Raw genomic sequence first — 16,675 nt, 5'->3', positions numbered from 1 at the left:
TCTCGACTTTGACGCTCACAATCGTCCCCTTGAATATCCGTCGGCAGAAATGGCGGAGGGACCGCGTGAATGCAACGCGCATACGTAGGCCGGACACGAAGGTGCTGGCGATGTCGCCCCTTGGCAAATCAGGCGGCGCTGGCATAGGGAAACGTCATGCCCGACAGCGCCCAGCCCTATGATGTCATCGTGATCGGCGGCGGGGTCAATGGCGCGGGGGTAGCGCGCGATGCCGCCGGACGCGGGGCGCGGGTGCTGCTGATCGAGCAGGCCGACCTCGCGCAGGGCACCTCCTCGGCCTCGACCAAGCTGATCCATGGCGGGCTGCGCTATCTCGAACATTATGAATTCGGCCTGGTGCGCGAGGCGCTGAAGGAACGCGAAGTGCTGTGGAGTATCGCGCCGCATATCATCTGGCCGCTGCGTTTCGTGTTGCCGCACCGGCCGGGGCTGCGTCCGCGCTGGCTGCTGCGGCTCGGGCTGTTCCTTTACGACCATATCGGCGGGCGCAAGAAACTGCCCGCGACGCGCTCGATCGACCTGCGGCGCCACGAAGCCGGCGAGCCGCTGCAAAGCCAATATAGGCACGGGTTCGAATATTCGGACGGCTGGGTCGACGATGCCCGGCTGGTGGTGCTCAACGCCCGCGACGCCGCGAAACGCGGCGCGAAGGTCCGCACGCATATGCGCGCCGAGATGCTGCGCTGCGAAGACGGGCTGTGGATCGTCGAGGCGCGTGGCGACAACGACCGCAGCTATCGCTTCACCGGCAAGAGCGTCGTCAATGCGGCAGGGCCGGCGGTGCTCGACCTCTTGAAGCGCGCCGATGCCGAACCCGACCACAGGATGCGGCTGGTGCGCGGGTCGCATATCGTCGTGCGGCGCTTGTTCGCGCACGCCTATGCCTATTTTTTCCAGCTGCCCGACGGACGCATCTTTTTCGCCATTCCCTATGAGCGCGACTTCACGCTGATCGGCACCACCGACCTCGACCACGACGGACCGCTCGGCGAGGTGAAGGCGAGCGACGAAGAGATCGCTTATCTCTGCGAAGGCGCGAGCCAATATTTCCGCGAGCCGATCACTCCCGCCGATGTCGTGTGGACCTATTCGGGGGTGCGTCCGCTGATCGAGGACGGGTCGGGGCGCCCCGAGGCGGCGACGCGCGGCTACCGCATCGACGTCGACATGGACGAAGGCGCGCCGCTGCTCACCATCTATGGCGGCAAGATCACCAGTTATCGCCATGTCGCCGAACATGCGGTCGACGAACTGTCCGATCATCTGGAGGCAGTGTCGGTCCGGCGCTGGACGGCGACCGAACCGCTGCCCGGCGGTGATTTTCCGACCAAAGGCGCCGCCACGCTCAAGGCCGATATCAAGCTCGCCCACCCCTTCCTGCCCGCCGCGACGGTTGATCGCATCGTCAAGGCCTATGGCACCGAGGCGCGGGCGTGGCTGGGCAAGGCCGGGGGCTGGGACGAACTCGGCGGCGAAATCGCCCACGGCCTGTCCGCCGCCGAGGTCGGCTGGCTGGTGACGCACGAATGGGCGCGGACGACCGACGATATATTGTGGCGGCGGAGCAAGCTGGGGCTGCATTTCAACGCCGATGAGGTGGCGAAGCTCACGGCCCATCTCGCGGAATATCCGCGCTAAGCCCCTGCCATGATCGCCAGCGCATCGGCACCCGCCGGGAAATGCAGGCGTCCGCCCTCGTCGTGCACCGCCTGCCACACCGCTTCGGCGACATCGGCTTCGGTGGTGAACAGCGCCGGTTCGGCCATGCCCGCGAGAATCGGCTGGGCGTAGGTCCAATAGGGCTCGGGCAGCACGTCCTCGAGCCTGATGGCGGTATTCTGGGCAAAGGCGGTGGTCGGGCCATAGCCAGGTTCGACCAGCTTCACCGCGATGCCGAGCGGCGCGAGTTCATGCACGAGGCTGCCGGTGAAGCCCTGGATCGCCGACTTGCTGCCGGTATAGGCGGCCGCCAGCGGAAAGGGCGCGAGCGTCGCCGAGGACGTGACGTTGACGATCGTGCCCGACCCGCGCGCGCGCATCCCGGGGATCACCGCCCGCGTCATCGCGATCGTGCCGAGGGTGTTGGTCGCATAGACGTCGCGGATCTTCGCCATCGGCGAGGCTTCGAGCGCGCCGAACAGGCCGATGCCGGCGTTGTTGACGAGCACGTCGACCGGACCCGCGGCATCGAGCGCGGCGGCGATGCTCGCGTCGTCGGTGACGTCGAGGGGGAGAAGGCTGAGATTTTCGGACGGTGACAACGGTGCTGCGGAGGGGGTGCGCATGGTGGCGATGACTTTCCAGCCGCGGGCGTGGAAATGACGGGCGGTTTCAAGGCCATAGCCTGACGAGCAGCCGGTGATGAGGATGGTTTTCATGGGGGTGGTTCCTTTCTTTTTGCAATGGAACACCCCTAGCCGGCCCCATTAGGACTATCTATAATATGAAATCCATATTTCATTATAGATAGTCCTGATATGCTCGATCCGCTCTCCGACGTCATCGCGCTGCTGCGCCCCAGCACCATTTTCTCGAAGGGGATCAGCGGCGCCGGGGCCTGGGCGGTGCGCTATTCGGATTTCGGGCATCCGGGCTTCTGCACCATCCTCGAGGGATCGTGCCGGCTCGCGGTCGACGGACAGGCGGCGGTGACGCTCGAGGCGGGGGACTTCATCCTGCTGCCCGCGACGCCGGGATTTGTCCTGTCGGGGTTCGAGACCGCCGAGCCTGTCGCGCTTGACCCGCATGCGACGGCGGGAACGAGCGGCGAGGTGCGCCACGGGACCCCCGACGGCCCGCCCGACGTCCGGATGATCGGCGGCTATTTCGCCTTCGCCTCGCCCGACGCCGGACTGCTGGTGTCGCAATTGCCCGCGATGATCCACCTGCGCGGCGCCGCGCGGCTGGCGGCGCTGGTCGCGATGCTGCGCGAGGAGACCGCCGCCGAGCGACCGGGGCGCGACCTGCTGCTCGCGCGGCTGGTCGAGATCTTGCTGGTCGAGGCGCTGCGCGCGGTCGGCGGCGAGGAGGCGCCGCCGGGGCTGCTGCGCGGGCTGGCCGACGCGCGGCTCGCGGGCGCGATCCGCCGCATCCATGACGAGCCCGGGCGGGGCTGGACGGTCGCGGCGCTCGCCAAGGAGGCGGCGCTGTCGCGCTCGGCCTTTTTCGACCGCTTCGCGCGGATCGTCGGGGTGCCGCCGATGGAATATGTGCAGGGCTGGCGGATGAGCCTCGCCAAGGACATGCTGCGCCGCGGCGCGGGGCGGATCGAGGAGATTGCCGAACGCGTCGGTTACGGGTCGGCGAGTGCGTTCAGCACGGCGTTCGCGCGGCACGTCGGGGTACCGCCGAAGCGCTTTGCGATGGCGGCGGGCTAGGCGGGTTTGGAATCCGGCTTTTTGCGCTTGCGCGATGCCTCGTCGCGCAGCCGGTTCTCGCGCTGCGCCAGTTCCTCGAAGCGGCAGAGCGGGATCGGTGCGGGCGTTTTTTTCGGTTCGGGCATATGCAACCTCATCACCCCGGGCTCGACCCGGGGTCCCGCTCATCTTGGTCGAAAGCGGGACCCCGGATCAAGTCCGGGGTGACGAAAAATCAGGCCGCTTCAGCTTCTTCCTCGGCGGGCAGGCGGATCATATAGTCGAACGCCGACAGCGCCGCCTTCGAACCCTCGCCCATCGCGATGACGATCTGCTTGTACGGCACCGTCGTGCAGTCGCCCGCGGCGAAGATGCCCGCCTGGCTGGTTTCGCCGCGATGGTCGACCTCGATCTCGCCGTGGCGCGACAGGGCGACGGCTTCCTTCAGCCATTCGGTGTTGGGGACAAGGCCGATCTGGACGAAGATGCCTTCGAGTTCGACCTGATGCAGATCGTCCTTGCCCCGATCCTTGTAGCTGAGCCCCGTCACCTTCTCGCCGTCGCCGAGCACTTCGGTGGTCAGCGCCGAGGTGATGATCCGGACGTTGGGCAGGCTCGCCAGTTTGCGCTGGAGCACCGCGTCGGCGCGCAGCTGGCTGTCATATTCGATCAGCGTGACATGCGCGACGAGCCCTGCGAGGTCGATTGCCGCCTCGACACCGCTGTTGCCGCCGCCAATCACCGCGACGCGCTTGCCCTTGTAGAGCGGGCCGTCGCAATGCGGGCAATAGGCCACACCCTTGTTGCGATATTGCTCTTCACCGGGGACGCCGATCTGGCGCCAGCGCGCGCCGGTCGACAGGATCACGGTGCGCGCCTTCAGCGACGCGCCGCTCGCGAGCTTGACCTCGTGCAGCCCACCGGGCGTATTTGCGGGGATCAGTTTCTCGGCGCGCTGCAGGTTCATGACGTCGACGTCATAGTCCTTCACATGGCTCTCGAGCTGCGCGACGAGCTTCGGCCCTTCGGTGTGCTGGACCGAGATGAAATTCTCGATCGCCATCGTGTCGAGCACCTGCCCGCCGAAGCGTTCGGCGGCTATGCCGGTGCGGATACCCTTGCGCGCGGCGTAGATCGCCGCCGCGGCGCCGGCGGGGCCGCCGCCGACGACGAGCACGTCGAACGCGTCCTTGGCCGCAATTTTTTCTGCCGCCTTCGCCTCGGCGCCGCTGTCGAGCTTGGCGATGATCTGTTCGAGCTCCATGCGGCCCTGTCCGAATATCTCTCCATTGAGGAAGATCGTCGGCACCGCCATGATCTTGCGCTCCTCGACCTCGGCCTGGAACAGCCCGCCGTCGATCGCGGTGTGGGTGATGCGCGGGTTGACGACCGACATCAGGTTGAGCGCCTGCACGATGTCGGGGCAATTCTGACACGACAGCGAGAAATAGGTTTCGAAATGATAGTCGCCATCGAGCGCGGCGACTTGCTCGATCACCTCGAGCGCGACCTTCGGCGGATGGCCGCCGACCTGGAGCAAAGCGAGGACGAGCGAGGTGAATTCATGCCCCATCGGGATGCCGGCAAAGCGCACGGCGACCGCGGCATCGCTGGTGCGGCGGATGAGGAAGCTGGGCCGGCGCGCGTCGTCGTCGGCCCGGGTCACGCCGATCTTGTCCGAGAGCGCGGCGATGTCGTCGAGCAGGGTCGCCAGCTCGGCCGACTTGGCATCGTCGCCGAGCGACGAGATCAGTTCGATCGGTTCACGAAGATTCGTGAGGAGGCCTTGAAGCTGCTGCTTCAGATTGGCGTCAAGCATGGGGAGCGTTCCTGCGAGAGGGGGAGAGAAACCGTGGGGCGGCGATCATGCCGCCGCCCCTCCGGCATTATGCGGTCGGCTTAGATCTTGCCGACGAGGTCGAGCGAGGGCGCGAGGGTTTCGGCGCCTTCTTCCCACTTCGCGGGGCAGACTTCGCCCGGGTGGCTGACCCAATACTGCAGCGCCTTGATCTTGCGGAGCAGTTCGGCGGCATTGCGGCCCACACCCTCGGGGGTGATTTCGAGCAACTGGATTTCGCCATTGGGGTCGAGCACGAAGGTGCCGCGGTCGGCAAGACCGACGCCCGGACGCAGAACTTCGAAATTGTTCGAGATCACGTGGTTCTGGTCGCCGACCATGTAATAATTGATCTTGCCGATCGCCGGCGAGGTGTCGTGCCAAGCCTTGTGGCTGAAATGGGTGTCGGTCGACACGGCATAAACCTCGACGTCCATCTTCTGCAGCGTCGGGTAGATGTCGGCGAGGTCTTCGAGTTCGGTCGGGCAGACGAAGGTGAAGTCGGCCGGGTAGAAGAAGAAGACCGCCCACTTGCCCTTGACGCTCTCGTCGCTGACGTCGACGAACTTGCCGTCCTTGTAAGCGGTCGCGTTGAAGGGTTTGATGGTCGTGTTCAGAACGGACATTGGGAGAGCTTCCTTTTGTTGTTGGAGCCCTCCCCTAGCCATGTTTGTTGCAGTGCGGAAAGTGAAAAAGTCCGGCGCTTTAATCGGAAATATCGATCAATGGCGCAACATCAGGATTCCTGCCCCGGCGTCGGCAGCAACAGGAAGTGCGTGCCCGCCATCGCCGCCAGCACACACAGCCCGAACAGGATCGAATGCGGTGCGCTGTCGGGTACATAATATTCGCCCGCGACGCCCCTGCTCCAGTAAATATGCCGGAAAAACAACAGCAACAGGCCGACCAGCACCGCGCCCGTCGCGACGATGATATTGCCGGCGCGAAACGCCCCGGGCTGGTCGCTCCATTCGCCGTCGCGGTCGGCGAAGGCCCATACCCCCGCACTCTGATAGGCGAACAGGCCGCAGAAAAGCCCGAGGACGAACCAGATCGCATAGGGCAGCAGCCCGCTGTTGGCGCGCAGCGGCGCGATGTCGAACAGGGTGCAGACGATCACCCCGACGATATCGATGACGACGAGCCAGGCGATCAGGACGACGGCCGTCTTCGCCGCCACCGCCACGCCGCGGACCATTCAACGTGCCTCCATCGCCGCGACGCATTTGTCGATGTTCAGCGCGCCATAGTCGAAGATGTGCCGGCTACCGTCGGTGAGGGTCACCGTCGCTTTCTTGCTGAACAATTTGCGCTGGACCTCGATCTCGGTGATCGCGTCCTTTTCGATCGCCAGTTGACCCGCGACGACATGGTTCGTCAGCACGCCGATCAGGCTCGCCTCCAGCTTCGCATCGTAAAGCAGGCGCTGGTTCGTCACCGTCAGCTTGCCATTATATTTGCCGCCGCCGGGCGGGTGATAGAAAAGCGTCCAGCTGTCGATCGCCTGTTCGCCGGGGCGCAGGTCGTGGGCCATGATCTTTCCTTTCGTGTCGTCGAAGCGCGCTCGCCTAGGCCGAGGGCGGCGGGCAGCGATCGGCCTCCTGCCCGGCCCAGACCGCGAAATCCTCGAACGGCCGTTTCTGGAACTCGGCGTCGACCGCGTCGGCGGCCGCCTTGATCGCAGCGTCGACCTTTTCGGGCTTGTGACCGATATTCCCCCCGACATTGCGGGCGATGCCGCGATAGGCCTCGGCCGCCGCTGCGCGCTGGGTCGCGGTGGCCGCCATCTCCGCGTCGCCGCCCTGCTCGGACAACACTTTGTAGAGCCGCGCCACCGCGTCGAAACTGGCCTGGCAGCGGACCGCGATGTCATAACCCGCGGTGTCGATCTCGGCCGACGCGGCCTTGGCCTTTTCCGCCTTCTGCTCGGCCGATTCGCCGCAGCCGGCCAGCCCGACCGCGAGCAGCGCGATCATCATCCCTGTTTTCATGCCCCTGTCTCCCCTGTTGTTCCTCACGCGATTTCCTTGCCGACCAGCATCTTGCCCATCTGCCGCGACGAGCCGTCGAAAAAGCCCGCCTCGCCATGCCATTCGCGCGGGTTGCGAAAGGTGCCGAGCAGGATGTCGAAGATCGGGATGTCGCCATAATTATAGGCGTGCAGCCCGCGTTCGTGATGCACCGAATGGCTTTCGGGACGCGTGACCAGATAGCCGAGCCAGTGCGGGGTGCGGACATTGGCGTGCTGGAAGATGGTGCAGAAGGTCGCGACGACCGACACCACCAGCGCCGCCTCCGCCGTCAGGCCGATGCCGAGCACCAGCGCGCAGCTGCCGACGAGCGCCCAGCCGATCATGTCGAACGGGTGGAAATAGAAAGTGCCCCAGATGTCGACGCGTTCGGCGCTGTGGTGCATCTGATGCAGCCAGCGCCACAGCGGCTGGACCTTGTGCATCGTCCGGTGCCAGGCATAGATCAGGAATTCATAGACAAAGAAACCGATCGCGACCTGCGCCCAGAAGGGCCAGCGCGACCCGTCGACCAGCTGATATTGCCCGAGCGTCGTATCCCAGAGCAAAGGCGAATAGGTGGTGACGCCGAAATAGAGCGCGGTGAAGACGAGGCCCTTTGCGCGCCACAGCGGCACGTCGGGGAAATTCCGCGCGCGAAACAACAGGTCGAGCGCGGCGAAGACCCCGAACATCGACAGCGCGATTACATGATAGATGCCGAACATCGCGGTGCCCCCTGGCTGCTGGCTTTGGTCCGGCCTTGCTATGGCATCGTCCGGGACGGCGATAGTATACTTGCGGTCGCTTTTATTTTCCCGCAGAAATGCTGGAAATTCCGGCAAGGACGAAGGGGCGTCGGCGATGGAGGGATTGGATAGTGGAGGGTCCGCCGCGGCGGATGCGTCCCCGGCGCCGCTGGCGAAGGGCAAGCGGACGCGCGAGCGGCTGCTCGACGCCGCCAACGACGCGATATTGACCAAAGGCTTTGCCGCGACCTCGATCGACGAACTGGTCGAGGCTGCGGGCATCACCAAGGGCGGTTTCTTCTATCATTTTCGCGACAAAGGCGACCTTGCCCGGCAATTGCTGCAGCGTTTCCTGGAGGAGGACGACGCCGCGATGGACGTGCTGACCGACCGCGCGCACGACTTGGCCGAAGACCCGATGCAGCGCTTCCTGATCTTCCTCGACCTCTATGCCGACATGATGGACGAGATGGAGGAGGTGCATCCGGGCTGCCTTGTCGCAGCGATCATCTATCAGGAGCAGGCGTTCGACCGCGAGGTGCGCGCGTTGCTGTTCGAAGCGGCGATGCGCTGGCGTGCGCGGTTCCGCATCTGGTTCATCGCGATCGGCGAACGTCATCGCCCCGTCGCACCGATCGACCTCGACACGATCGCCGACAGTTTCAGCGCGGTGATCGAAGGATCGATCGTGCTGACCCGTGCACTCGGCGACCACCGGCTGATGGGGCGCCAGCTGCGTCTGTTCCGGTCGATGGTGCAGGCGGCCTATGGGGTGACCTGAAGCGGCGCCTTGCGGCGCGACCGGCCGCATGGCAAGATTTGCGCATGACGGGCGGGGCGGACAATCGATTGATAAGGCTGGATTTGCCGGGCGGGGTGCGCGTCACCGCGTCGGACGACCCGGCATCGCCGGTGCTGGCGCGCTTCTTTTCGGGTTACGACCGCGCCTTCGTGCTGCCCGACGAGCGCGAGGAACTCGATGGGTTCGCGGCGTGCCTCGCGCTCAATGGCAGCCATCGCCACGCCTATGGCCGCACCCACAGCGAGCTGGTCGCGATCTTCGAGGATGAAGGTGGAACGTTGCTCGGCGGCGCGAACTTCCTTGCGACCGCGATCGACCGCGGGGCCGCGTTGCCCCCGGCAGCGGTCGCGCTCAACTATGTCTATGTCGAGGAGGCGGCGCGCGGGCGCGGGATGCTGCGCGTCATCCTCGGCGCGGTGCGCACGCTCGCGCTCATCGCGCTCGGGCTCGATCCTGCCGGACCCGCGCCGGCGGTCTTCATCGAACAGAATGACCCGTTGCGGCTGACCGCCGAGGAATATGCCGCCGACACCGCGCATTCGGGCACCGACCAGGTCGACCGGCTCGCGATCTGGGCGCGGGTCGGCACGCGGATCGTCGACTTTCCCTATATCCAGCCGGCGCTGTCGGCGGGGCAGCAGGCCGACGACGGGCTGATTTACGCGGCGGTCGACTATCCGGGCGATGCGGTCGATGCGGGGCTGCTCCACGACCATCTCGAGAGCTTTTTCGGCATTTCGGTGCGCAAGGGGGCGGACGAGGCGCCGGGCGGGGTGGCGGCGGCGCAGCTCGCGGCGCTGGCATCGCGGGCCGCCCCGGTGGCGCTGCTGCCGATGGAACCCGCGATCGCCTGGCTGCGCGCCGGGCGGCAGACCGCGGGCCATGACGGCTTCCGCGCGCTCGCGGCGGCCGCGGCGGACGAGAGGGGGGGGTAGCCGATGGCGGTGCGGGGCGACTGGGACGATGCGCAGGGCTTTGAAAGCGCGAAGTCAGGCACGCTCTATTGGACGCTGTCGCTCTATATCGATCCCGACCGCGTCGCCGAGGCGGTCGGGCAAAAAGGCAGGCCCGTCGCGCACGGCCAGTTCGGCGTGGTCCAGCGCGACCACCTGCCGTCGGTGATGTTGCGCAACGCGATCGACCCGCTGTTCAACGACATCGCCGACCGGGAGGTGCAGGGCGAGGTGCAGGAGCATCTGATCGCCGCGATCGATGCGCCCGCGGGCGACTATCCCGCCACCCCGGCGGGCGAGCGCGCGCGGCGCAAGGCGGCCGACAGGGCGATCCGCCGTCACGAACGGCTGATCTTCAAACTGCCGCCCGCGATCGAATGGTCGACCGAAGGGCTGACCTATCGCGCCGCGCCGCCGGGGCTGAAGGACGATCGGGCGGTGCGCTTTCGCCGCTTCTGGCTGGCGCACAACAATGGCGGGCTGAGCTATCATCTGAGCTTCAGCCACCATTATGCCTCGCTCGCCGCGCCCGGCGACGAAGGCGGCTATGATCCCGCGACCTATTATTTCCTGTCGCTGCTGCAAAAGCTTGCGGCGCCCAAGGAGTTCGAACTCGACGCGCGCCACGGCGGCGAGGCGTCGGTGTTCGACGACAAGCTGGGGATCGCGCCGCTCGACGACATCACGGTCCGCGGCGGCCGCGGCAAGGCCGAGCGGTTCTGGCCCTTTGTCCGCGAACAATTGCTGCGCGACGGCGCACGGCTGTTCCAACGCCTGGCCAAGGTCACCGGCACGACGCCGATGGCCGACCTCGACGCGGTTCTGATCGACAAGGTGCCGTTCATCGAGGTGCCGGGGCTGAAGGTCCCCAAGTCGCGTTTCATGTTCCTGATACACGACGAGCGCTTCTTCAAACGGCTGATGCCGCTCGATCCCGCGTCGGGGGAGAGCGCGGCGCGCAAGGCGATGGTGCAGGAACCCTGTTACCAGCCCTATCAGGACGAGCTCGCCGAGCGCGTCGACAAGGCGTCGAAGGGCAAGGGCGTCGTCCAGCTCGACACGACATTCTGGGACTGGGTGAAGGCGCGGCCCGACTATGCGGACTGGATCGGCGGCGCCCGCCCGAACTTGCGGGCCGTCGGCGGCGGCGCCTTTGCGAGCGTCGGCGCGCTGGCCGAAGCGATCCGTGCCGACGGCGCCGAATGGGCGGAATATGATGCGACCGGCCAGGTCGCATCGGTCACCCCGATGCCCAGGATTCCGGCCTTCGAAGCCGGCCGGACCGATTGCCTCGACTATCTGTTCCTCGCCGGGTTCAACCAGAATATCATCGATTTCATGAACCAGGACACGTCGGAGATCCTCGACAGCATCGACCCCATCTATCCCGACAGCAGCGAACAGTCCGACGAGCGCTTCTTCGTCCGATATGCCAACCACCGCGCGATGATCAGCTATGTGCCGCGCAGCCGCAGCCTCGAGACGGGCAACGACTATATCGGCACCTGCCCCTATGCGTTCCTGATCCACGCGATGTCGCTGCACAACGAGTTCCTCGCGCGCGAGCATGAAGCGAAAAGCATGGCACGGATCGAGCGCATCGAGTGGCATGTCGCCAACGGCGAATGGCAGGCCGACAAGCGTCGGCGACCAGCGCCCGCGCCGCCGAGCGAGGCGGTCGCGCGGCTGAACGAACGCGAGCAGCTGACCGGTCATGACGATTTCGACAAGGCCGAAACCGCGATCAACCAGGCCAAGCTCGCCGAGTATAGGGAGTATGAGCGCTTCCGTTATGCCAACCCCTTTCGCTACGACACCGAGCGCGACGTCTTCACCAAGCTGGAGGAACTGCGCGGCACCAAGCGCAAGAAGGACGCGCTGACGCTCGCGGTAGCGAGCCTCGAGGATCATGCCAGCGATCTGCAGCGACGCCACCAGGCCGACGCCGACCGCGCGGCAGCCCGGCGCGAGACCCAGTTCAACATCCTGCTCGGCGGCACCGGGGTCTTCGGCGCCGGGCAGATGATCTACTGGATCGGCGACACCGCCGTCGGCGGCACCAGCGCCACCGCCGATTCGAAACCCGTCACGCTCGACTATCTGGGGCTGCCCGGCGTCGAGCTGACGGGACCGCAGATCATGCACGCGACCGAGACGGTCATGGCCTATGCGCTGATCCTCTTTATCTTCGCGCTTCTCTATATCGCCTTCGACGTCCTTTGGACGCGGCTGCGCGGCACGCGGCTCGGCGACTGGATCGCGGCGCGGCTGGCGCGGCTCCGCCCGCCGCGCCGATGATGGCGGCGATGCCGGTCCGGATCGAGACGATCGGCGACGAGGCGCAGCCGCTCTGCATCCTCGACGATTTCGCGCCCGACCCCGACGCCCTGCGCGGATTCGCTGCCACCGCCGCGTTCGAACCCGCGCTCCATCATTATCCGGGCATCCGCGCCGCGCTGCCGGCCGGATATTTCGACACGGCGCTGCCCGCGATCGCCGCGGCGGCGGCGCACGCCTTTGGCCGCACCGGACCGGTCACGATCATCGACGCGAGTTTCTCGATCGTCACCACGCCGCCGGCAGCCCTCGCCATCGCGCAGCGCCTGCCGCATGTCGACGCCTTCACCCCCGACCGCATCGCCTTCATCCATTATCTGTCCCCGGAAGGCGGCGACGGCACCGCCTTTTTCCGCCACCGTTCGACCGGGTTCGAGACGGTGACCGAGGAGCGGCGCGCGCTTTATTTCCGCCAGCTCGACACCGAACTGCGCCATCGCGGCCCGCCGCCGGCCGCCTATGTCGCGGGCGACACGGCGCTGTTCGCCCAGGCCCATGTCGCCGAGGCGCGCTACAACCGCGCACTGCTCTATCGCAGCAGCAACCTCCACAGCGGCGCGATTTCGCCCGAGGCCGCGCTGTCGCCCGATCCGCGCCAAGGGCGACTGACGATCACGGCGTTCCTGTCGATCGGCTGAGCGGCCCGGCCGCCATGGGGTTCATCGGCCGGCGCTCACCCTTGTCAAAGGCCCGGCGCCCCACTATTCCGCGCGGATGCAGCCCCCGCCCCCTCGACCAGCGGTCGCCGCGACCAAAGATTGCGTCCACTGAGCCCTGTTCCAGCCACGCCCTATGCCAAGCAGCTCAGCATCGGGCGGGGACGCCGTGCGCTTGCCATAAGCCTGACCGTATCGATCACGGGGCTTCTGCTGCTCATGCTGCTCTCCTTTGGCCGCGACCAGCCGCCGAAGAAGAAGGAAGAATATGTCAGCGTGGTCAACCTCCCGGACAACGAGATCGCGGAGGAAGCACCCGAACCAAGTAGCCCGAAGAGCAAGCAGGCCGACGACAAGCCCGTGCCGCCGCAGCCGACGCCTGCCGAACCGGCCAAACCCTTACCCCCGACAGCCGTCGAACCGAGGACCGCGCCGACCATGGCGCCGCCGTCCGAACCGCCACCCTTGCCGACGGTTCCCCGGATCGGCGTTCGTCCTCCCGGCGGGGCTGTCTATGGGCCGCCCAACAAGGGAGGCTCGTCCTCGTCCAGCGACACGGCGCGGGTGGGAACGGCGCCCAATGGCGAGCCGCTCTATGCCGCTGCCTGGTATCGCGAGCCGAGCAATGACGAGTTGCGCGGCTATTTGTCCACCGCCAGCGGCCCCGGCTGGGGGCTGATCGCCTGCCGCACGGCGCCGGATTATCGTGTCGAGGATTGCGTCGGGCTCGACGAATATCCGACCGGATCGCAGATCAATCGCGCGGTGCTCGCTGCTGCGTGGCAGTTCCGGGTGCGGGCTCCGCGGCGCGGTGGACAGCCCATGGTGGGCAGTTGGGTCAGGATCCGAATCGATTACAGCAACGGACGGCGTTAGGAGCGACGGCGGTGCGTCACGCCTTTGATCATCTGCCGACCCCATAGCGATGACATTCCGGTGAACGGCCAGGCCGGAGATACGCCTGTGGCAATGCGCATCGCATCGGGATAGGTGTGCGGCGCAAATTCAGATCCTTCAGGTAGACCCATGGCCCGCAGACATTCGAAACATGATCCCTATGGAGACCTGCACCGCGAGGAGACACCGCCGGCGACGATACCGTCCTGCTGGCTCTGCGGCCGCCCCACCGGCAAAACCATCGTCTGGCACCATCCCGTCCCCAAAAGCCGGGGCGGCCGCGATGTTGTTCCCATGCATTCGATTTGCCAGCAGACGCTGATCGCCAATTTCACGAATTCCGAGCTGCAGCGCTACGGGATGGATGTGGAGGGCCTCCTGGCCCACCCCAATGTGCGCAAATTTGTCGATTGGGTGGCGAAAAAAGATCCCGATTTCACCGCGACCACGGCCAAGAAACAACGTTGATCGGACGGGCCTTCTGCAAATCGGGCGGATAGCCATAACGCACCGGCAGCTTTCGAAGCTCAATCCGCCTTTTTGCGCGGACACTTTCTTTCTGCGTCCAATTGACAGTCACCGTGCTGCGGATTGTCTTGACCAACAGTTGAGCGAGGGTGCGGAGCGTTTCGCGCTCCATCAAGTCTCCGGCTGATCCATTCTCTGCCAAGGCATCGCAAAAGGCTAACTCTTCAGCGGCCATGGCAGGAAGGAAGTCGGAATTGGATGTAACCCCGCACCGCGTTGACGGACAGTAGCCAAGGCCAATCAATATTGCCACTTCGCCTGCACTGCGATCGTGCGCGGCGGCTGGATGAACTTCGAGATGACCCCGGCGGCGAGCGGCGTGTTGAAGGCGTGGCTCGCGGTCAGTTCGTCGGTCAGATTCTTGCCCACGATCGCGAGTTCCCATTTCTTGTTCGACGCGCGAATACCGAGCCGAAGGTCGAATTTGGCATAGCTGTCCTGCGCCGCCGCCGGATTATAGCTTTCTTCGAGGAACGCGCTGCTGCGATAGGTCATGCCGCCGTTGGCGACGAAATCGACCGAATCGCTAACCGGCACCGCAATATCGGCGAACAGCGTCCCGCTCCATTTGGGCGAGCGGGGCAGCGGTCGTCCGGCGGCATTGTTGTTCGCCAGCACGCAGGTCGGGTTGGTGAACGGGCACGGCGCGCCGGGGAATTCGATGAATTTGGCATCGAGATAGGCAAGCGAGCCGTTGAGCGACACACCGTCGGCGATCTGCCAGCTGAAATCACTCTCGACCCCCTGGCTGCGCGCCTCGCCGGCATTGGTGGTGATGAAGCTGTTGCTCACCGCGTCGAAGGAGGAGACCTGCAAATTGGTGAAATCGGTCCGGAACGCGGCGATGTTGAAGCGCAGGCGGCGATCGAAGAGCGCGAGCTTCGCCCCGACTTCGAAGGTCTCGGCCGCCTCGGGCTCTATCTCGAACTGCGCCTGCGTCGTCGTCGCCTGCGCGCCGATGAAGCCGCCGGCCTTCGAGCCCTGGCCATAGGAGGCGTAGAGCATCGCGTCGGGGGTCGCGTCCCATTGCAGCGCGACCGAAGGGTCCCATTCGCGCTCGACGCGATGCCCCGACAGCGGGGTCGCGAGCCAGGTCGGCTGGACAACCCCCGTGTTGACGCGCGTCTGGTCGGCGGTCTTGCGGTCATAGGTGTAACGCAGGCTGCCGATCAGGCGCAGGCTGTCGGCGACGTGCCAGGTCGCGCTGCCGAAGCCCGAAAGCGCGACATTCTCCTGCCGAAAACTGCGGTCGGAGCGCCCGTTGAACGGCCCGAAGCGGATCAGCGTGGTCTGGAACAGGTCATAGTCGTTCACATGGAAATAGCCGCCGAGGATATATTCGATGCGGCCCGTCGTCGGCGAGGCGAGGCGGATTTCCTGCGACATCTGGCTGAACTTCTCGGCAAAGCTCGATGCGAAGGACGGGTTCGGCCCGAAATCGGCATCGACCTTCTTCTCGAAATCATAGGAGGAGAAGCCGGTGACCGAGGTCAGCACATGGTCGCCGATGTCGATATTGGCGGTCGCGCTGGCGTTGAGATTGTCGGTGTTGTCGAAATCCTTGTCCATAAAGCCGGGGAAGCCGCCGGTCTGGCGTTCGCGGTCGGGATCGTTCGCGGTCAGGAAACGTTCGACGGCGGTACCCGTCAGGTCGACCTTGCCCCCCTCGACGCGGATCAACAGGTCGGCGCCATTGCCCGGATCGATCAGGACCGAGGCGCGGCCGAAGAGGCTTTCGCGCTTGGTTTCGTTGCCGCCAAGCAATGTGTTTTCGATATAACCGTCGCTGTCTTCATATTGCGCCGCGACGCGCACGCTGACCGCGTCGGACACCGGCCCCGACACCATGCCGAACAGCCGCGTCCCGCCGAGTTCGAATTCATAGCTACCCTCGAGCGTCGCGCGGAAATCGCGCGTCGGCCGCGCGCTGACGACGCTGATCGCGCCAGCGCTGGTATTCTTGCCGACGAGCGCGCCCTGCGGCCCGCGCAATATCTCGATCCGTTCGACGTCGAGGAAGGGCGCCTGGAACTGGCGCGCATGGCCGCCATAGATGCCGTCGACGAACAGGCCGACGGTCTGTTCGAACGCCAGATTGCCCGGGGTCGAGCCGATCCCGCGAATGTAGAAGGCGTTATTGCCCGGCGTGGTCTGGACATAGAAATTGGGGACGTAGCGATCGAGTTCGTTGAAGTCCTTGATGCCGAGCTCGCTGAGCTGCTCGCCGCCGACCACGGTCAGCGAGATGGGCACGTCCTGCACATCCTGTTCGCGCTTCTGCGCGGTCACCACGATGATATGGCTGTCGTCCGACGCGGCGGTGTCGTCGGCCTGCTGCGCCAGCGCCGGGACCGCGAAAAACATCGCCCCCGCCGACGCCAGCAAGCACAGGCGGACCGAACGAAATTGCGCTGCCTTGGCCGTCATCCACTCTCTCCCTCTGGCCGCCCTGATTTTGCCGGTGCGGTCCGTTGCGTCGACCATTCGTTTAGTGTTCTAAGCATATATTGTAAAGTAGGTTGACATAATT

Annotated in this window: 18 protein-coding genes; 8 read left to right on the top strand and 10 right to left on the bottom strand. The window is 65.6% G+C overall.

Going from position 1 to position 16,675, the window contains the following annotated elements:
• The first annotated feature begins 156 nt into the window (after window positions 1-156).
• Window positions 157-1,659, top strand: coding sequence for a glycerol-3-phosphate dehydrogenase (glpD, locus tag AC07U1_RS09575; protein ID WP_495176685.1), 1,503 nt, complete (start codon window positions 157-159; stop codon window positions 1,657-1,659).
• On the opposite strand, the gene AC07U1_RS09570 is transcribed toward glpD, so the two are convergent.
• A complete protein-coding gene (locus tag AC07U1_RS09570; protein WP_495176686.1) occupies window positions 1,656-2,399 on the bottom strand; it encodes an SDR family oxidoreductase in 744 nt (247 codons plus the stop codon). The two genes, glpD and AC07U1_RS09570, sit on opposite strands and share 4 nt — an antisense overlap.
• Before the next feature lie 99 nt (window positions 2,400-2,498).
• On the opposite strand from AC07U1_RS09570, the gene AC07U1_RS09565 reads away from it, so the two are divergent.
• Window positions 2,499-3,398, top strand: coding sequence for an AraC family transcriptional regulator (locus AC07U1_RS09565; protein WP_495176687.1), 900 nt, complete (start codon window positions 2,499-2,501; stop codon window positions 3,396-3,398).
• Here AC07U1_RS09565 and AC07U1_RS09560 read toward each other — a convergent pair.
• From AC07U1_RS09560 to AC07U1_RS09530, 7 genes are all read right to left on the bottom strand, one after another.
• The gene (locus tag AC07U1_RS09560; RefSeq protein WP_495176688.1) at window positions 3,395-3,523 is read right to left on the bottom strand and encodes a hypothetical protein; all 129 of its coding nucleotides are present in this window, start codon (window positions 3,521-3,523) and stop codon (window positions 3,395-3,397) included. The genes AC07U1_RS09565 and AC07U1_RS09560 overlap by 4 nt on opposite strands.
• Before the next feature lie 89 nt (window positions 3,524-3,612).
• Window positions 3,613-5,196, bottom strand: coding sequence for an alkyl hydroperoxide reductase subunit F (gene ahpF, locus AC07U1_RS09555; RefSeq protein ID WP_495176689.1), 1,584 nt, complete (start codon window positions 5,194-5,196; stop codon window positions 3,613-3,615).
• An 80-nt stretch (window positions 5,197-5,276) separates the two neighbouring features.
• Window positions 5,277-5,840 (bottom strand): alkyl hydroperoxide reductase subunit C, encoded by a 564-nt coding sequence (gene ahpC, locus AC07U1_RS09550; RefSeq protein WP_056346058.1) that lies wholly within the window; start codon window positions 5,838-5,840, stop codon window positions 5,277-5,279.
• 110 nt (window positions 5,841-5,950) lie between these two features.
• Window positions 5,951-6,412 carry a hypothetical protein gene (locus AC07U1_RS09545; protein ID WP_495176690.1) on the bottom strand — a complete coding sequence of 154 codons (462 nt, stop codon included), beginning with the start codon at window positions 6,410-6,412 and terminating at the stop codon, window positions 5,951-5,953.
• Window positions 6,413-6,748, bottom strand: coding sequence for a hypothetical protein (locus AC07U1_RS09540; protein ID WP_495176691.1), 336 nt, complete (start codon window positions 6,746-6,748; stop codon window positions 6,413-6,415).
• 34 nt (window positions 6,749-6,782) lie between these two features.
• Complete coding sequence (locus tag AC07U1_RS09535) at window positions 6,783-7,205, bottom strand: hypothetical protein (protein ID WP_495176692.1); 423 nt, start codon at window positions 7,203-7,205, stop codon at window positions 6,783-6,785.
• 23 nt (window positions 7,206-7,228) lie between these two features.
• Window positions 7,229-7,951: a sterol desaturase family protein gene (locus tag AC07U1_RS09530; RefSeq protein WP_495176693.1), complete on the bottom strand. Its 723-nt coding sequence runs from the start codon at window positions 7,949-7,951 to the stop codon at window positions 7,229-7,231.
• 136 nt (window positions 7,952-8,087) lie between these two features.
• Here AC07U1_RS09530 and AC07U1_RS09525 point away from each other — a divergent pair, with 136 nt between their 5' ends.
• From AC07U1_RS09525 to AC07U1_RS09500, 6 genes are all read left to right on the top strand, one after another.
• Entirely contained in the window at window positions 8,088-8,753 is a 666-nt protein-coding gene (locus AC07U1_RS09525) for a TetR/AcrR family transcriptional regulator (RefSeq protein WP_495176694.1), read from the top strand.
• A 44-nt stretch (window positions 8,754-8,797) separates the two neighbouring features.
• Window positions 8,798-9,709: a hypothetical protein gene (locus AC07U1_RS09520; protein ID WP_492736971.1), complete on the top strand. Its 912-nt coding sequence runs from the start codon at window positions 8,798-8,800 to the stop codon at window positions 9,707-9,709.
• 3 nt (window positions 9,710-9,712) lie between these two features.
• Window positions 9,713-12,025, top strand: a complete 2,313-nt coding sequence (locus tag AC07U1_RS09515; RefSeq protein ID WP_495176695.1) for a hypothetical protein — start codon at window positions 9,713-9,715, stop codon at window positions 12,023-12,025.
• Window positions 12,022-12,702: a DUF6445 family protein gene (locus AC07U1_RS09510; protein ID WP_495197686.1), complete on the top strand. Its 681-nt coding sequence runs from the start codon at window positions 12,022-12,024 to the stop codon at window positions 12,700-12,702. The genes AC07U1_RS09515 and AC07U1_RS09510 overlap by 4 nt, the downstream gene beginning before the upstream one ends.
• 120 nt (window positions 12,703-12,822) lie before the next feature.
• A complete protein-coding gene (locus AC07U1_RS09505) occupies window positions 12,823-13,596 on the top strand; it encodes a hypothetical protein (protein ID WP_495176697.1) in 774 nt (257 codons plus the stop codon).
• Window positions 13,597-13,746: 150 nt separating this feature from the next.
• A complete protein-coding gene (locus tag AC07U1_RS09500; protein WP_056346042.1) occupies window positions 13,747-14,085 on the top strand; it encodes a hypothetical protein in 339 nt (112 codons plus the stop codon).
• Here AC07U1_RS09500 and AC07U1_RS09495 read toward each other — a convergent pair.
• Window positions 14,054-14,320, bottom strand: a complete 267-nt coding sequence (locus AC07U1_RS09495; protein ID WP_495176698.1) for a type I restriction enzyme endonuclease domain-containing protein — start codon at window positions 14,318-14,320, stop codon at window positions 14,054-14,056. The genes AC07U1_RS09500 and AC07U1_RS09495 overlap by 32 nt on opposite strands.
• A 65-nt stretch (window positions 14,321-14,385) precedes the next feature.
• Window positions 14,386-16,572, bottom strand: a complete 2,187-nt coding sequence (locus AC07U1_RS09490; protein WP_495176699.1) for a TonB-dependent receptor — start codon at window positions 16,570-16,572, stop codon at window positions 14,386-14,388.
• Window positions 16,573-16,675 lie beyond the last annotated feature (103 nt).

The sequence above is a fragment of the Sphingopyxis sp. GW821-FHT02C12 genome, assembly GCF_059421785.1.
The sequence above is the reverse complement of the archived record's forward strand: the minus strand, read 5'-3'. Positions and strand labels throughout refer to the sequence as shown.

Bases quoted from the DNA above. Each gene is read 5' to 3' on its own strand.
- glpD (WP_495176685.1), top strand. From the start codon at position 157: ATGCCCGACAGCGCCCAGCCCTATGATGTCATCGTGATCGGCGGCGGG.
- AC07U1_RS09570 (WP_495176686.1), bottom strand. From the start codon at position 2,399: ATGAAAACCATCCTCATCACCGGCTGCTCGTCAGGCTATGGCCTTGAA.
- AC07U1_RS09565 (WP_495176687.1), top strand. From the start codon at position 2,499: ATGCTCGATCCGCTCTCCGACGTCATCGCGCTGCTGCGCCCCAGCACC.
- AC07U1_RS09560 (WP_495176688.1), bottom strand. From the start codon at position 3,523: ATGCCCGAACCGAAAAAAACGCCCGCACCGATCCCGCTCTGCCGCTTC.
- ahpF (WP_495176689.1), bottom strand. From the start codon at position 5,196: ATGCTTGACGCCAATCTGAAGCAGCAGCTTCAAGGCCTCCTCACGAAT.
- ahpC (WP_056346058.1), bottom strand. From the start codon at position 5,840: ATGTCCGTTCTGAACACGACCATCAAACCCTTCAACGCGACCGCTTAC.
- AC07U1_RS09545 (WP_495176690.1), bottom strand. From the start codon at position 6,412: ATGGTCCGCGGCGTGGCGGTGGCGGCGAAGACGGCCGTCGTCCTGATC.
- AC07U1_RS09540 (WP_495176691.1), bottom strand. From the start codon at position 6,748: ATGGCCCACGACCTGCGCCCCGGCGAACAGGCGATCGACAGCTGGACG.
- AC07U1_RS09535 (WP_495176692.1), bottom strand. From the start codon at position 7,205: ATGAAAACAGGGATGATGATCGCGCTGCTCGCGGTCGGGCTGGCCGGC.
- AC07U1_RS09530 (WP_495176693.1), bottom strand. From the start codon at position 7,951: ATGTTCGGCATCTATCATGTAATCGCGCTGTCGATGTTCGGGGTCTTC.
- AC07U1_RS09525 (WP_495176694.1), top strand. From the start codon at position 8,088: ATGGAGGGATTGGATAGTGGAGGGTCCGCCGCGGCGGATGCGTCCCCG.
- AC07U1_RS09520 (WP_492736971.1), top strand. From the start codon at position 8,798: ATGACGGGCGGGGCGGACAATCGATTGATAAGGCTGGATTTGCCGGGC.
- AC07U1_RS09515 (WP_495176695.1), top strand. From the start codon at position 9,713: ATGGCGGTGCGGGGCGACTGGGACGATGCGCAGGGCTTTGAAAGCGCG.
- AC07U1_RS09510 (WP_495197686.1), top strand. From the start codon at position 12,022: ATGATGGCGGCGATGCCGGTCCGGATCGAGACGATCGGCGACGAGGCG.
- AC07U1_RS09500 (WP_056346042.1), top strand. From the start codon at position 13,747: ATGGCCCGCAGACATTCGAAACATGATCCCTATGGAGACCTGCACCGC.
- AC07U1_RS09495 (WP_495176698.1), bottom strand. From the start codon at position 14,320: ATGGCCGCTGAAGAGTTAGCCTTTTGCGATGCCTTGGCAGAGAATGGA.
- AC07U1_RS09490 (WP_495176699.1), bottom strand. From the start codon at position 16,572: ATGACGGCCAAGGCAGCGCAATTTCGTTCGGTCCGCCTGTGCTTGCTG.